Annotated in this window: 13 protein-coding genes and 2 pseudogenes; 11 read left to right on the top strand and 4 right to left on the bottom strand. The window is 70.6% G+C overall.

Translation table 11 applies throughout. The annotated features are described in order from the left end of the window. Positions 1 to 12: 12 nt before the first annotated feature. The 3 genes from BS83_RS36600 to BS83_RS36590 are packed head-to-tail and all read right to left on the bottom strand — an operon-like array spanning position 13 to position 4,002. Positions 13 to 2,550, bottom strand: coding sequence for a hypothetical protein (locus BS83_RS36600; protein WP_037607575.1), 2,538 nt, complete (start codon positions 2,548 to 2,550; stop codon positions 13 to 15). A 6-nt stretch (positions 2,551 to 2,556) separates the two neighbouring features. Next, positions 2,557 to 2,889 carry a helix-turn-helix domain-containing protein gene (locus BS83_RS36595; RefSeq protein WP_037607574.1) on the bottom strand — a complete coding sequence of 111 codons (333 nt, stop codon included), beginning with the start codon at positions 2,887 to 2,889 and terminating at the stop codon, positions 2,557 to 2,559. Between the two features lie 9 nt (positions 2,890 to 2,898). Beyond that, positions 2,899 to 4,002, bottom strand: a complete 1,104-nt coding sequence (locus BS83_RS36590) for a tyrosine-type recombinase/integrase (protein ID WP_037607573.1) — start codon at positions 4,000 to 4,002, stop codon at positions 2,899 to 2,901. Between the two features lie 165 nt (positions 4,003 to 4,167). Between BS83_RS36590 and BS83_RS36585 the strand changes: the two are divergent. The 4 genes and pseudogenes from BS83_RS36585 to BS83_RS36570 all read left to right on the top strand — a co-directional run. After that, a pseudogene (locus BS83_RS36585) lies at positions 4,168 to 5,085 on the top strand (ATP-binding protein); the annotation flags it as partial. Between the two features lie 143 nt (positions 5,086 to 5,228). Then, on the top strand, positions 5,229 to 6,335 hold the full coding sequence (dprA, locus tag BS83_RS36580; protein WP_037607572.1) for a DNA-processing protein DprA: 1,107 nt from the start codon (positions 5,229 to 5,231) through the stop codon (positions 6,333 to 6,335). 88 nt (positions 6,336 to 6,423) lie between these two features. Beyond that, the gene (gene whiG / locus BS83_RS36575; RefSeq protein ID WP_037607571.1) at positions 6,424 to 7,251 is read left to right on the top strand and encodes an RNA polymerase sigma factor WhiG; all 828 of its coding nucleotides are present in this window, start codon (positions 6,424 to 6,426) and stop codon (positions 7,249 to 7,251) included. 128 nt (positions 7,252 to 7,379) lie between these two features. After that, entirely contained in the window at positions 7,380 to 7,976 is a 597-nt protein-coding gene (locus tag BS83_RS36570; protein ID WP_084714693.1) for a TetR/AcrR family transcriptional regulator, read from the top strand. Between the two features lie 32 nt (positions 7,977 to 8,008). Here BS83_RS36570 and BS83_RS44575 read toward each other — a convergent pair. After that, positions 8,009 to 8,488 (bottom strand): annotated as a pseudogene (locus BS83_RS44575) (peptidoglycan DD-metalloendopeptidase family protein); the annotation flags it as partial. Positions 8,489 to 8,948: 460 nt separating this feature from the next. Between BS83_RS44575 and rpsB the strand changes: the two are divergent. From rpsB to BS83_RS36535, 7 genes are all read left to right on the top strand, one after another. Next, complete coding sequence (gene rpsB / locus BS83_RS36565; RefSeq protein WP_037607570.1) at positions 8,949 to 9,851, top strand: 30S ribosomal protein S2; 903 nt, start codon at positions 8,949 to 8,951, stop codon at positions 9,849 to 9,851. A 114-nt stretch (positions 9,852 to 9,965) separates the two neighbouring features. Further along, positions 9,966 to 10,799 carry a translation elongation factor Ts gene (gene tsf / locus BS83_RS36560; protein ID WP_037607569.1) on the top strand — a complete coding sequence of 278 codons (834 nt, stop codon included), beginning with the start codon at positions 9,966 to 9,968 and terminating at the stop codon, positions 10,797 to 10,799. Between the two features lie 158 nt (positions 10,800 to 10,957). Then, positions 10,958 to 11,707: a UMP kinase gene (gene pyrH, locus BS83_RS36555; protein WP_037607568.1), complete on the top strand. Its 750-nt coding sequence runs from the start codon at positions 10,958 to 10,960 to the stop codon at positions 11,705 to 11,707. A gap of 117 nt (positions 11,708 to 11,824) precedes the next feature. Further along, a complete protein-coding gene (gene frr, locus BS83_RS36550; protein WP_037607566.1) occupies positions 11,825 to 12,382 on the top strand; it encodes a ribosome recycling factor in 558 nt (185 codons plus the stop codon). Continuing rightward, positions 12,382 to 13,581: a phosphatidate cytidylyltransferase gene (locus BS83_RS36545; protein ID WP_084714691.1), complete on the top strand. Its 1,200-nt coding sequence runs from the start codon at positions 12,382 to 12,384 to the stop codon at positions 13,579 to 13,581. The genes frr and BS83_RS36545 overlap by 1 nt, the downstream gene beginning before the upstream one ends. 107 nt (positions 13,582 to 13,688) lie before the next feature. Beyond that, a complete protein-coding gene (locus BS83_RS36540) occupies positions 13,689 to 14,045 on the top strand; it encodes a DUF805 domain-containing protein (RefSeq protein WP_037607564.1) in 357 nt (118 codons plus the stop codon). Positions 14,046 to 14,133: 88 nt separating this feature from the next. Beyond that, entirely contained in the window at positions 14,134 to 15,198 is a 1,065-nt protein-coding gene (locus BS83_RS36535; protein ID WP_232248614.1) for a hypothetical protein, read from the top strand. Positions 15,199 to 15,204 lie beyond the last annotated feature (6 nt).

The raw sequence follows: 15,204 nt of genomic DNA, 5'->3' as shown, positions 1-15,204 counted from the left end.
TAGGTCCGGCTATCAGGACTTGCGGAATGCCCGTCTGCGGGAGAGCTCGGCGGCGTACTCGGTTCGGTTCGCGCCTGTGGTGCGGGACCAGCGAGTGGCGGTGGTGATGTGAACGCCGAGGAGCTTGCTGAGGACCACGGCGGGCAGCTCGGAGGCCAGCTCCTGGATCGTCGTGTTCCGGGACGGCCTGGACTGGATCCCGAGCGGCTTGAGGCGATCCATCAGGGCCTGATTGCTCAGCGGAGTCCCGGGCGAGATGCCGGGGAACAGCCACCGTTTCGTCCGGTCGTCAGCTCGGGGATTGAGGTCGGGAAGGTCTCGCAGCTGGAGCACGAGCTGGTCGACGGGTGGAGGAAGTTCCAGCGGTTCACGCCCGAGGGTGAGAGTGACCTTCTCGGCGCTGACCGTGATGTCGCCTGGAGTGATGCGCGCGATGCGGGTCAGCGGCTGTGCGAACAGCAGCAGGAGCAGGCCCGCAACTCGGGCGGTGAGGTCGATCTCATCGTCGTGCAGCAGTCGGCGGATCAGCGTCCAGCGGTCGTCCTGGCCGATGAAGAGCGTGCCCTTTTTCGGCTTGACGACGGGGATCGTGAGCGGTCGGCAGTGCCGGTTCCGGGTCGCCCAGAGGATGAAGGTGCGGCCGAAGGGGCGAGCGGCCCGGTCGGTGTCGAGCCAGTGGTCGATGTGTTCTTGGGTGCAGGTTTCCAGGGTCCGGTCGCTCTTGGAGAGCCAGGTCAGCAGGCTGATCGCCGTGGTGATCTCTCGGCGGGCCTGGGTGGTCTGCGGGTGAGTCAGGGGTTTAACGGAGGACTTTCGTCGATAGCGCCGCAGGTGGTGCCAGGTCGCGAAGCTCTGGACGACGCGTCGGTCTTCCGGGTTGCTGATCTCCGCGAGGGCCCTGGTGATCCAGCGTTCCAGGGCAGCGAGCTGTTCGTCGCGCTCGGGAAGAACACCGTGGGCGACGAGGATCGCTCGCAGGTGGCGGGCGGCCCTCTCGGACGGGGCGGCGTCCAGGGCCTCGTGCGTGATCGGTTCACGGCTGGCGATGAGGTGGGCGAGCATCGCCCGGCTCGTGGGCATGTTGGTCCAGCGCAGGGCCGCGAGCGGCTCGCCGGCCAGCAGGGCGGACGCGAGTCCGGACAACCGAGCAGGCACGACGCCGTCCGCATCGGCGAGCAGGTCCTGGACTGCGGCCGCGCGTGCGCAGGAGTCGCAGAGTCCGTGGTGGTAGAGCCGTTCGAGGCTGCCGCAACCGGTGCACTCGCGGTAGGACAGGGGGCTCTTTTCGTAGCAGTTGCGGCAGAGCGGGGAGCCCTCCGGGGTTCTGGAGCTGACGGGGCGCTTCCTGCCGCAGTCCCCGCAGGCTTCGCGCACCACTCCGCAGGCCTGGCAGATCGCGCCGCCGTCCTTGGCGCGAGCGCGGACCAGCCGGACGCGGCCGCAGCGGGTGCAGGGCTCCGGCGTCGCAAGGTTGCGCGAGCAGTTCGGGCAGCGGGGTGCGTCGGTGTCGGCGAAGTAGCAGGGCTTGGCCTTGTTGCAGATCGAGCAGGTGACGACCGGCAGGTAGCAGGTCTTGCAGAGCGGGGCGCCCTTCGCGCGGGTGACGATGCGCTTCCGGCGGCCGCACGAAGCGCAGTCGTCGTAGGCCGAGGGCTGCTTGTTGGAGCAGGGGCGGCAGAGAAGACGTCCCTCCATGGTGCGAAAGGAGATGCTGCGGACCTGGCCGCAGTCGGCGCAGGCCTTCTGGTTGCTGAGCTGGTAGCAGTGTCTGCAGCACCGCAGACCGTGGAGGGTGGACCGCAGTGGCTTGACCACGCCGCAAATGGTGCACGGCGGCGCGACGACGTTGGCGGCGCCTCGGGAGACGAGGGCGCCGATCAGAGCGATGACACGCGGCGAGCCGTGTGCTCCCCGGCCGGTCAGCAGGTCGGGAGCGTCGCGCAGTGCGCCAGCGGTCTGGCGGATCTGGGACAGCAGCGGGATGGCCTCGCTGATCGCGTCGATCACAGCCTGCTGCGGCATGCCCGGTTCGATGCTGCAGACGATTTCGACGAGTTCCCGGAGCGGATCGTCGGTGGGTGTTCCGGCGCCGGGACGGCAGTACTGACACCAGGGTTGCCCGAGATGGTCACGGTATGCGGTGATTCGTGGCTTGCCGCAGCCGGCGCACGGTTGGTTGCGGCTGGCCGCCCGGTGGGAGCACTTGTTGCAGATCCGCAGGTCACCGTCTCGGCAGAGCAGCGGGCGGGCGTTCCCGCACCGCGGGCAGCGAGGCAGTACGACTTGGCGGGCGCCGTGAGCGAGCAGGGCGCGTATCAGCCGTTCGACGGACCTCGGCCCTTCGGGGCGCCCCGAGGTGAGCAGGTCCGGGGCTGCGGTCAGCGCCCTGGCAAGCTCGCGCTGGTAGTCGCGTCGGGTCACCACGTCGAGGACGGCTCTCTCGGCCTCGGCCTGGCTCATGGTCGGTTCGACGGCGAGGACGATGTCCGTGATGGCGGCGACCGGCTCGGTGTCACAGCGGGAAGCGACGGTGTCCTTCGAGATCGTCATGCCGGGTCACTTCGGCAGTACGCGAGCTCGCTTGGGGCGGAGGTCGCCCACCCCGGGCTCGCCGCTCGACTCGCCGACAGCGGTCTTGCGGCGACCGGCACCGGCCGCGGCCATGGGCTCGATGAGCTCCTCCATCGTGCAGCCCAGGATGTCCAGCAGAGCCATGAGGATCTTCAGGCTGAGCCGCTCGGGCTTCTCGGTCACCAGCCGGTAGACCTGGCTGGCGGACAGGTCGATCCCGCGTTCAGCCAGCAGCGGGCGCAGGTCGGTGGTGGAGAACATGCCCCGGTTGGCCATGATCTCCCGCAGGTGCCAGTGGTAGTCCAGCTTGGCCTTCACGTCGTCTCCCTACCGTTCCGCGGCCATGGCCCCGTCCAGGACCTTGCGCATCATCGTGTTCATGAAGTCGCCGCTGACGCCGGTGTAGATGGCGGTCGTCGAGGCGTAGTCATGTCCGACCTGTTGCTGGACGAACTGCGGGTCCGCCCCGTCCTCGATCAGGTGTGTCACGTAAGAATGCCGCAGGCAGTGCGGCGTCAGGGCCTCGTCCAGCTTCAGGGCGTCCCGGTACTCGGCGAACCGATCCTCGATCTCCCGAGCCTTCAGTCGGCCGTCACGCTCAGTCAGCCACAGCGCGGGCTTGTGGGACGCCCGATAGCGGGGTCGGAGGTTCACGACGTAGTCCTCCAGGGCCTCCACCGCCCAGGGCATGACGCTGAGCACCATGCGGCGCTTGGGACCGGAGCCCTTGGAGCCCTTCCCGAAACGGACGCTGATCGACCCGAAGCGGCCCAGTTCAGGAGCCTTGGGGTTCCGGTAGAAGTCGGTGATGTCGAGCTTCGACGTCTCGGTGCACCGCAGCCCCCAGCCGTAGATGACCTTGAAGACGGTCGCGTCCCGGTAGGCGGCCTGGGCGCCCTTGCGGTGCCGACGGACCGCGAACTCGACCCGGTCGTCCGCGTAGTCGAGGAAGGCCTGGATCTCCTCGCGGGTCATCGGCCGACGTTCCGCGTCGCCCTCGTAGTCGAGCAGATGGGCTGCGGTGTTCCACTCGTGGCAGATCTGCACCGGGTGTGTGCCGAAGCGGGCCTCGCACTGCTCGGGCCACTCGTAGTACGGCGACGTGATGTAGTCGCAGAACAGGCGAACCGCGGCCTGGTAGTTGCGGATCGTGGAGCTTGCCCGACCGAGCTCGGCGATCAGGTACGTCGTCCACTCGTCCATGTGGGCGGCCGTCCATCGCCACGGGTACTCGCCGGCGAACTCCGTGAACCGGCGCACCGTCCGCTCGCGGTCCTCGATGGTGTCAGGTTCCAGTCGGCGCCCTCCGCGCTGCTGCCGACCCCAGCCCACAAGCATCGCGTCGAGCACCGCGTCCTCCGGGTGCAGGAGCGCGACTCCGTCGACCAGCACCAGCCGGGCGGACCCCGGTCCGGCCTCCACTTTGCCCATCCCCGCCCCTTCCGCCGAACGCGCGAATCATGCATCAGATGCACATCTGGGCGCAATGTGGCAGGTCAGAGGCTTTCAATCGATTCCAAGGCTGGAGGCAAGATGTCGCAGATCACCGGCTTGCACCTCTCGGCATCACGCATCAGATGCAATTCCCTGCGCTTCGGCCACCACCTCTTTCTGAAGGGCCCGCCGGGCGCCGGAAAGACGATGCTGGCCGAACGCCTGCCCGGCATCCTGCCGCCGCTGCTCCCGCGCGAGGCGCTGGAGGTCACCGCGATCCACTCGGTGGCCGGCCTGCTTCCGGCCGGCCGCCCGCTCGTCCAGCGCGCGCCCTACTGCGCTCCGCACCACTCGACCACGATGCCGGCCATCGTGGGCGGCGGCAGCGGCCTGCCGCGGCCCGGAGCGGCGTCGCTGGCCCACCGGGGAGTGCTGTTCCTCGACGAGGCGCCGGAGTTCTCGGTCCGGGTCCTCGACGCGCTGCGTCAGCCGCTCGAATCGGGCGAGGTGCTGGTGGCCCGCTCCGCCGGGTCGATGCGGCTGCCCGCCCGGTTCCTGCTGCTGCTCGCGGCGAACCCGTGCCCGTGCGGCCGGTGGTCCAGACGCGGGGAGCTCTGCGAATGCACGCCGACGATGGTCAACCGCTACCAGGCCCGGCTGAGCGGACCGCTGCTCGACCGGGTGGATCTCCGCGTCGAGGTCGACGCGGTCAGCCGGGCGCAGTTGCTCCGGCGCGAGTCCCCGGCGGAGTCCACCGAGGTGGTCGCGGCCCGCGTGCTCGCCGCCCGCGACCGCGCGGCTGCCCGCTACGCGGAGACCCCGTGGCGCGTCAACGGCGAGGTCCCGGGCCACGAGCTCCGCACCCGCTACCCGCTCGGTCCCGAGGCGCTGCGCGACGCGGAGCGCGAGATGGAACGCGGCTTCCTCACCGCCCGCGGCCTCGACCGCGTCCTCCGCGTCGCCTGGACGGTCGCCGATCTCTCCGCCGCCGACCGCCCCGCCCGCGCCCACGTCCGCACCGCCCTCGCCCTCCGCGGCACCCACATCCGCGACGCCCCACCCCTCGAACCCTGCTTCTAGCGCCGGCGGGCGCGGGCCGCCCCGCCCCAGACCCGATCCGCCCCGCCCCAGACCGGTCCCGTGCCGAGCCTCGTCCAGAAGCGAGCCCTCGGCACGGGACCCTGCCGGTCCCCAACCCGTCCGTGTCGTCGTGAGGAGCCGCCATGACCAGCCCCGCAGGGGATGCCGTCACCCCCGAACGTGTCGCCTGGGCCGCGTTGACGCGGGTGGTGGAGCCCGGCGACGAGCGGGCCGGGGGCGTGATCGCGGAGTGGGGGCCGGTGGAGGCGCTGCGGCGGTTCGTCCGGGCGCTGCCCGCCGGAGTGGCCGCTCCGGAGGGGGAGCGGGAGTTGGCCCGTGGGGCGCTGATCGGGGCGAGGTTGATCTGTCCCGGGGAGCCGGGGTGGCCGACGCAGCTGGACGATCTCGGGGTGGCACGGCCGGTCGCGCTGTGGGCGCGGGGCGCCGGATCGTTGCGGGTGCTGGCCGTGCGGTCCGTGGCGGTGGTCGGCGCGCGGGCCTGCACCGGTTACGGCCAGCGGATGGCGGCGGACTTCGCCGCGGGTCTCACCGAACGGGGGTGGACGGTCTTCTCCGGCGCGGCCTTCGGCGTCGACGCCGCCGCGCACCGGGGCGCGCTCGCCGTCGGCGGGCCGACCGTCGGCGTGCTGGCCTGCGGCGTGGACCAGGTCTACCCGCGCGCCAACGACCAGTTGGTGCGCCGCATCGCGGAACGCGGGCTGCTGCTCAGCGAGCTGCCGCTCGGCGCTCATCCGAACCGTCCGCGGTTCCTGCAGCGCAACCGGGTCATCGCCGCGCTGACCCGTGGCACCGTGGTCGTCGAGGCGGCGCGCCGCAGCGGCTCGCTCAACACCGCACGCTGGGCCGGGGATCTGGGCCGTCACGTGATGGCCGTGCCCGGACCGGTCACCAGCTCGCTCTCGGCCGGCACGCACGAGCTGATCCGCCGGGGCGGTCTGCTGGTCGGCGACGTCCCGGAGATCATCGAGCAGATCGGCGCGATCGGCGCCGATCTCGCCGCCACCCCGGAGGGGCGTGAACGCTTGCGGGACGCGCTGGCCCCCGAGACTCTGCGCGTGCTCGAATCGCTCCCCGCCGCGGCGCGCGGGACCACCGTGGAATCGCTGGTCCAGCGCTCGCTGTTGGGCCCCGACGTGGTGCTCCCTCGTCTCTACGAGCTCGCTTCGCTCGGTCTGGTCGAACGGCTGGGGGCGCACTGGAGGCTGAATCCGGCGTGCAAGGCGGCTTGATAGCGCTCAGAAAGCACTCCGTCACGCTACGCTCACAACCGTTCCGTTGAATGGCCCAATGGGATCGGTAGAACGGCTCAAGCGACGTATGCCCAGGTACGCCAGCTCCCCTGCGGGGGAGCCCCGCAGCATCCCCGGCCCCCGCAGCGCGCGGGTGCGCACGGTGGACGAGCTGTGGCGCGCCTACAAGCAGACCGGGGATCCGCGGCTGCGGGAGCAACTGATCCTGCACTACTCGCCGCTGGTGAAGTACGTGGCCGGCCGCGTCGGCGTCGGGCTGCCCGCCAACGTCGAACAGGCCGACTTCGTCTCGTCGGGCGTGTTCGGACTGATCGACGCGATCGAGAAGTTCGACCCGGACCGGGCGATCAAGTTCGAGACCTACGCCATCAGCCGGATCCGTGGCGCGATCATCGACGAACTGCGTGCACTGGACTGGATCCCCCGCTCCATCCGGCAGAAGGCGCGCGCCGTGGAGCGCGCCTACGCGACGCTGGAGGTCAGCCTGCGCCGCACACCGGGCGACTCGGAGGTCGCGGCGGAGATGGGCATCCAGATCGAGGAGCTGCACGGCATCTTCAGTCAGCTCTCCCTCGCCAACGTCGTCGCCCTCGACGAACTGCTGCACGGCTCCGGTGAGAGCGGGGAGCACCGCGGCAGCCTCGTCGACACCCTGGCGGACCAGGCCGCGGACGATCCCGAGGAGGTCGCCGAGAGCCGTGAGGTGCGCCGGCTGCTGGCGCGCGCGATCAACACCCTTCCCGACAGGGAGAAGACGGTGGTCAGCCTGTACTACTACGAGGGACTGACGCTGGCCGAGATCGGCGGGGTGCTCGGTGTGACGGAGAGCAGGATCAGTCAGATCCACACCAAGGCCGTTCTCCAACTGCGGGCCAAGCTCTCCGACGCGCGTTGAGACATCCTGGGACACACCGAGCGCGCGTCCAGGCATGCTCGTGCGGGCCGGCCGCGCCCGCTCGCGGCACCGTCGACCGCGGGTCGGTCTCCCCACGGACGCCGAGGGCCCGACGCTAACCTGGTGGGGTGCCGAAGATCCGAGCTGCCACTCTCGTCGAACACCGTCGGCTCCAGCGCGACGCCCTTCTCGCCGCCGCGCGGGAACTGCTCGCCGCCGGAGGCATGGAGGCGCTGACCTTCCCCCGCCTGGCCGCCCGTACCGGCCTGGCCCGTTCCTCGGTCTACGAGTACTTCAAGTCCCGGGCCGCCGTCGTCGAGGAGCTCTGCGCCGTCGACTTCCCCGCCTGGGCCGCCGAGGTGGCCGACGCCGTCGCCGCCGAGCCGACCCCCGCGGCGCGCGTCGAGGCCTATGTCAGGGCGCAGCTCGCCCTGGCGGGCGATCCGCGCCACCGCGCCGTCGCCGCGATCTCGGCGATGGAACTGGACGACGCCGCACGGGCCCGGATCCGGGCCGCGCACGGGCAGCTCGTCGGGCCCATCGTCGACGCGCTGGCCGAACTCGGGCACCCGCAGCCGGCGCTCGCCGCCGTGCTGCTCCAGGGGGCCGTCGAGGCTGCCGCCAAGCGACTGGAGCTCGGCGGCGCCGTCGAGAGCGACGAGGTGATCATCGACGCGACCGTCGCCCTGGTGCTCGACGGCGTCAGCGGCAGCAGCCGCGCCTGACCCGGAGCGACCAGCGCCAGCGGGTCCAGATAGTGGCGGCCCCTGAGCAGCCCCCAGTGCAGGCAGCTCACCGGGCAGTGTCCGCCCCGCGCGGCGATCGTCCCGAGCACCTGGCCGGCTCCCACGGCCTCGCCGACCGCGACCTTCGGCTCCACCGGCTCGAACGTCGTCCGCAGCGGGGGTGCACCCGACCCGGTGAGCTCCACCGCGACCACCGGCTTTCCGGCGATCTCGCCGACGTAGGAGACCACCCCGGCCCGGACCGAGCGCACCGCCGCGCCCACCGGCGCGGCCAGATCCACCCCGCGGTGCCCGGCGGCCCACCGCACCGGCGGCGGATCGAAGCGCCGCAGCACGTCGGCGAGCGTGCCGCCGGTGGGCAGCGGCCGCACGAGCAGCCCGCTGCCGCTCCGGGCCCGCGACCCCTGTGCCTCCAGGGGGGCGTCCAGGGGGGCGTCCAGGGGGGCGTGCACGTGCGCGTGCGCCCGCCCCGGCGGACCGAGCAGCGCCATGACCAGCCAGAGCAGCAGCCCGAGGGCCAGCAGCGCGCGGCGTCCGCCCGGCAGCGGCGGCGGGGGAGGATGGGGAGCGGAGCAGGGAGCGGAAGGGGAAGCGGTGCGCGTCATGACCGCACTTTGCTCCCGTCCGCCGACAACCCCCGGTTTCCGCAGTCCACTTGTGGACAACCCGGCCCCTGTGGACAACCTCGCCACCCGGACGGGTGAGCCCGGGTGACCGTCGCGGGTCGCTAGCCCTCCGGTGCTTCCCGTACACTTCTTTCGCGACCCGGCGTGCCGGGTCGACTTCGCACGCCCGGCGTCGGCCTCCGACGCAGTGCCGCTCGGTCCTTCGGCCCCCCGATCTGATCACGATCCGATCGGAGCGCCCGCAGGAGACGGCACGACCCAGGGCGTCAGGCGCCACGGCCACCGGCCGCGGCGGGACAACCGAGCAATCTCAAGGAGTACGGCCATGGCCGTCGTCACGATGCGGGAGCTGCTGGAGAGCGGCGTCCACTTCGGTCACCAGACCCGTCGTTGGAACCCGAAGATGAAGCGCTTCATCTTCACGGAGCGCAACGGCATCTACATCATCGACCTGCTGCAGTCGCTGAACTACATCGACCGCGCCTACGAGTTCGTCAAGGAGACGGTCGCCCATGGCGGCTCCGTCCTCTTCGTCGGCACCAAGAAGCAGGCCCAGGAGGCCATCGCCGAGCAGGCCACCCGCGTGGGCATGCCCTACGTGAACCAGCGCTGGCTCGGCGGCATGCTGACCAACTTCTCCACCGTCTACAAGCGTCTGCAGCGCCTCAAGGAGCTCAGCGAGATCGACTTCACGGATGTGCCCGGCTCCGGGCTCACCAAGAAGGAGCTCCTCGTGCTCCAGCGTGAGTACGAGAAGCTGGAGAAGACCCTCGGCGGTATCCGCGACATGCAGCGCGTGCCGTCCGCCGTGTGGATCGTCGACACCAAGAAGGAGCACATCGCCGTCGGCGAGGCTCGCAAGCTGAACATCCCGGTCGTCGCGATCCTGGACACCAACTGCGACCCCGACGAGGTCGACTACAAGATCCCGGGCAACGACGACGCCATCCGCTCGGTCACCCTGCTGACCCGCGTGGTCGCCGACGCCGTCGCCGAGGGTCTGATGGCCCGTTCCGGTGCCGCCAAGGGCGACGTGAAGCCGGCTGACGCCGGTGCCGCCGAGCCGCTGGCCGAGTGGGAGCTCGAGCAGCTCGCCGGCGCCGAGAAGAAGGCCGAGGAGGCCGAGGTCCAGACCTCCGCCGAGACCGAGAAGGTCGCCGACGCCGAGGCCGCCGAGGCCCCCGCCGCCGAGGCCGCTGCCGAGGTCACCGAGGCCGAGCAGGCCTGAACCGCTTGACCGGGGAGGGGTACGGCGGCACTCGCCGGCGTACCCCTCCCGTGTGTCGAACGGTCGCGAACTTTCGCTTCCTTCCAAGACAACGCGAGAAGAGATTCAGGAACCATGGCGAACTTCACCGCCGCGGACGTCAAGAAGCTCCGTGAGCTCACCGGCGCCGGGATGATGGACTGCAAGAAGGCGCTCGAGGAGGCCGCAGGCGACGTCGAGAAGGCCGTCGAGCTGCTCCGCATCAAGGGCCAGAAGGGCGTTGCCAAGCGTGAGGGCCGCGACGCCTCCAACGGCGCCGTCGTCTCCCTGATCGAGGGCACCTCCGGCGTTCTGGTCGAGCTGAACTGCGAGACCGACTTCGTCGCCAAGGGTGGCAAGTTCGTGGCTGTCGCCAACGAGCTGGCCGCTTTCGTCGCCAAGACCTCCCCGGCCGACATCGAGGCCGCCCTGGCCGCCGAGATCGAGCCCGGCAAGACCGTCCAGCAGTTCGTGGACGAGGCCAACGCCTCCCTGGGCGAGAAGATCGTCTTCCGTCGCTTCGCCCAGTTCACCGGCGGCGCGTACGTGAACGTCTACATGCACCGCACCGACCCCGACCTGCCGCCGGCCATCGGCGTCCTGGTCGAGCTGGACGGCGAGAACGAAGAGGTCGCCAAGGGCGTCGCGCAGCACATCGCCGCGTTCGGCCCCGGCTACCTCTCCCGCGAGGACATCCCGGCCGAGGTGCTCGACAACGAGCGCCGCATCGCCGAGGCGACCGCGCGCGAGGAGGGCAAGCCCGAGGCTGCCCTGGCGAAGATCGTCGAGGGTCGCGTGACCGGCTTCGTCAAGGAGAACGCGGTCCTGGACCAGGCCTACGCCAAGGACAACAAGAAGACCGTCCAGAAGGTCCTGGACGAGGCCGGCGTCAAGCTGGTCCGCTTCGCCCGCTTCCGCGTCGGCGCCTGATCCTTCGGATCGTGCGACGGGGCAGGCCCCGGCCAGCCCCTACGATGTGAGTCGTGAGAACGACAAGGAGGCCACTGCCGTGCAGGTAACCGAACTGGTGCCGACGGCGGTGGCCTCTTCTTGTGTACCCAGCTTCACAGTGCTTCAAGGAGGAGCCGATGCAGATGACCGCTGACGAGGGAACCACGCGTCGCCGCGTACTGCTCAAGCTTTCCGGCGAGGCATTCGCCGGCGGCGGCGGCCTCGGGGTGGACCCGGACGTGGTCCACGCGATCGCCCGCGAGATCGCGACGGTGGTGCGCGGCGGCACCGAGGTCGCCGTGGTCATCGGTGGCGGCAACTTCTTCCGCGGCGCCGAGCTCCAGCAGCGCGGGATGGACCGGGCCCGCTCGGACTACATGGGCATGCTCGGCACCGTGATGAACAGCCTGGCGCTCCAGGACTTCCTCAACAAGGAGGGCATCGAGACGCGGGTCCAGACCGCGATCACGATGGGCCAGGTCGCCGAGCCCTACCTGCCGCTGCGCGCGGTGCGGCACCTGGAGAAGGGCCGCGTCGTGATCTTCGGCGCCGGTATGGGCATGCCCTACTTCTCCACGGACACGACGGCCGTCCAGCGTGCGCTGGAGATCCACGCCGAGGTCCTGCTCATGGGCAAGAACGGCGTCGACGGGGTCTACGACTCCGACCCGCGCAGCAACCCTGACGCCGTCAAGTTCGACGCCCTGGAATACTCCGAGGTGATCGCCAGGGACCTCAAGGTCGCCGACCTGACCGCGATCACGCTCTGCAAGGACAACAACCTGCCGATCCGCGTCTTCGAGCTGCTGAAGGAGGGCAATATCGCCCGGGCCGTGCGCAGTGAGAAGATCGGCACGTTGATCAGCGCCGACGCGCCCTCCGTCTGACGGGGGCCGCGCGCCGACGCGGGGGATGGACAACCGGGCACTCCTCGGCAAACGTGCCCGGTAGTAGCGAAGCAGTTCCAGCAGTTCGAGACCGGGTCGCCCGGACAGGAGCAGATTGTGATCGAAGAGACCCTCCTCGAGGCCGAGGAGAAGATGGAGAAGGCCGTCAGCGTGGCCAAGGACGACTTCGCCGCGATCCGCACCGGCCGTGCGCACCCCGCGATGTTCGCCAAGATCGTGGCCGAGTACTACGGCGCGATGACCCCGATCAACCAGCTGGCCTCGTTCTCGGTGCCGGAGCCCCGGATGGCGGTCGTCTCGCCGTTCGACAAGAGCTCGCTCCGGGTCATCGAGGAGGCCATCCGCAACTCCGACCTCGGCGTCAACCCGAGCAACGACGGCTCCATCATCCGCGTGAACTTCCCGCAGCTGACGGAGGAGCGCCGCAAGGAGTACATCAAGGTCGCGCGCAACAAGGCCGAGGACGCGAAGATCTCCATTCGCAACGTCCGCCGCAAGGCCAAGGACACGCTCGACAAGATGGTCAAGGACGGTGAGGCCGGCGAGGACGAGGTGCGCCGCGCCGAGAAGGAGCTCGACGACGTCACCAGCCGCTACGTCGCCCAGGTGGACGAGCTGCTCAAGCACAAGGAAGCCGAGCTGCTCGAGGTCTGATGAACGACGATTCCTTCTGGGGGCCGACTCTTGGAGACAAGGGTGCCGGGGCCCGCGCACAGGGCCAGGTAACGCCGCCGGAGGGATCGTCGCCGTACGGCGACGATCAGGCCACCACGCTCATGCCGCCGGTGGTCGACCATCCGTACCAGGTCGGCCACCCGCAGCAGTACGGACAGCCCCAGCAGCAGCCCTACGGGCAGCCGCCGCAGGGGCAGCACCAGCCGCCGTACGGGCCGCCGTCGGAGCACTCCGCTCTGCACGGCGACCAGGCGATGGCGCACACTCAGTACATGCCTCCCGCGCCCGAGCAGCAGCCCGCGCCCCCACCTGAGCAGCAGCCCGGCGCAGCTCCCGCTCCGGCGGCGCCCGCCAAGGCGGCGCCCAAGGCCGGCCGCGACCTCCGGGCCGCGGTCGGGGTGGGCCTCGGCCTGGGCGTGGTCATCGTGGCCTCGCTCTTCTGGGTCAAGTGGCTGTTCGTCGGCGTGGTCATGGCGGCGGTCTGCGTGGGCATGTGGGAGCTCACCAGCCGGCTCACGGAGGCCAAGGGCATCCGGGTGCCGCTGATCCCGCTGCTGGTCGGCGGAGCGGCGATGCAGGTCGCCGCGTACCTCGGCGGTCCGCAGGCCGCGGTGGTGACGCTCGCGCTGACCTCGCTGGCGGTCCTGGTCTGGCGGATGACCGAACCTCCGGAGAACTACCTGCGGGATGTCACGGCGGGCATCTTCACGGCCTTCTACGTGCCGTTCCTGGCCACCTTCGTGATGCTGATGCTGGCCGCCCACGACGGGCCGCAGCGGGTGGCCCTGTTCCTGGTCCTGACGGTCTGCAGCGACACCGGCGCGTACGCGGCGGGCTCGCGCTTCGGCAGGCACAAGCTGGCTCCGAGGATCAGCCCCGGCAAGACCCGCGAGGGCCTGGTCGGCGGCGTGCTGCTGTGCATGGCCGCGGGCGCGGCCGGGATGCAGCTGATGATCACCGGCGGCTCCTGGTGGCAGGGCCTGGTCCTGGGCGCCTGTGTCGCGGTCAGTGCCACCCTGGGCGACCTCGGCGAGTCGATGATCAAGCGCGATCTCGGCATCAAGGACATGGGCACGCTGCTGCCCGGTCACGGCGGGATCATGGACCGGCTGGACTCCCTGCTGCCCACCGCGCCGGTGGTCTGGCTGGTTCTGGTCGGTTTTGTCGGGGCGGGTTGAGGAACAGTTCGTTAATACCCTTGACCAGGTGGTTCACGGGTCCCTAGGTTCTGCGCTGCTCGAACATCAATGCGCAGAGGCTCACTTTTGAGCCATGGAGGGGACCCGTGAACTGGTACCTGGCGGTCATCAAGAACTACGTCGGATTCAGCGGTAGAGCACGCCGCCAGGAATTCTGGATGTTCTTCCTGTTCAACGCGATCATCGAGGCCGTGCTCTACGCGGTCGACTCGGCCATCGGCTCGCCGATCCTGGTCGGGATCTACGGCCTGGCGGTGCTGCTCCCGTACCTCGCGGTGGCCATCCGTCGCCTGCACGACACCGGCCGCAGCGGCTGGTGGCTGCTGATCGCGCTGACCTGTGTCGGCTACATCGCCCTGCTCGTCTTCTGGGCCACCGAGGGCGAGGCAGCCGAGAACAGCTACGGCGCGAACCCGAAGCTGGCTCCGGCCCCGGCGGTCTGATCCGCGAACCGCAGACCCCCTGCCCCCACCGGCCGGGGGTCTGCGGCGTCTCCGGACGACTGTCGGTCCTTGGCCCTAGGGTGTGCCGGTGATCTTCAAGAGGAAGCAGCAGAGCCCGGACCTGGCCGCCGTCGTGTCCGAGCTGGAGCAGGCGGTGAGCGCCCGCGACGGCGCCCGCACCGAGCGTGCCTTCGGTGCCGTGATGAACGGTCTTCGGTCGGCGGACGAGACCGCCTGCGTGTCGGCGGGGCCCCGGCTGGCCGCCCTGGTCCCGGCTTTCCCGCCCACGGGTCCCCGGGCGATGCTGGCGACGGCGGCCGGCTTCTGCGTGGAGCGCGGGGCCGATCCTGCCGCCTGTGCGGAGCCGATACTCGACGGCGTCCGCCGCGACCTGCTCGACGCGCTGGAGTTCGCCCGCCGCTGGACCGCGGCCGGCGACGGCGCCGGGGAGCTGCCGGAGCCGGACGAGAACATCATCGACGAAGCGCTGAAGGCCCGGCTGGGCGGCGAGGCCCACGAGGCGCTGCGACTGGCGCTCGCCTGGTGCTCGGTCGAGCAGTGGCAGGCCCCCGCGCTGGCCGTGCTGTGCCGCAGCGCCTCGGTGCGCCGGCAGCACGCGGAGACCCTGATCCCCGTCTGCCGCGACCTGGCGGCGCTGGAGCGGCACGACCTCAAGTGCCTGGCCTACGCGCTGGCGGTCCTCGACGACGAGCCCCTGGTGGTACTGCACCGGCCCACGGGCACCGGGTTCACGATCCGCATCGGCGGCATCGGCGACAACTTCCAGCTGCACACGCTGCTCGCCCACGTCCTCATCGGCGGTGGCCACCTGCCCGGCACCGCGCCGTCGGCGGAGAGCGTCCGGCTGGCCACGGACCCCTCGCCCGCCCGCGGGCGCAGCGGAGTCGTCGCGACGGGCGCCTTCGAGCTCTTCGCCGCGGACGGGCAGCGGATCTGGAACGAGGGGCTACCCGACGACATCCCGGTCGTGCAGGGACGCCGCCTCCTCGTGCTGGACGAACCTGCCTACCGGCGGAGCTGGAACGCCGACCGCTTCTTCCCGATGCTGCCGGGCACGGCCGAACTGAGCAGCGTCCTGTCCGCCGAGGAGGCGAACGCCTGGTTCGCGCTCACCTCCCCGTCGACGGAGTGAACGGGG

The organism is Streptacidiphilus rugosus AM-16 (assembly GCF_000744655.1).
GTDB lineage: Bacteria > Actinomycetota > Actinomycetes > Streptomycetales > Streptomycetaceae > Streptacidiphilus > Streptacidiphilus rugosus.
This window is presented reverse-complemented; position numbering and strand designations above follow the sequence as displayed.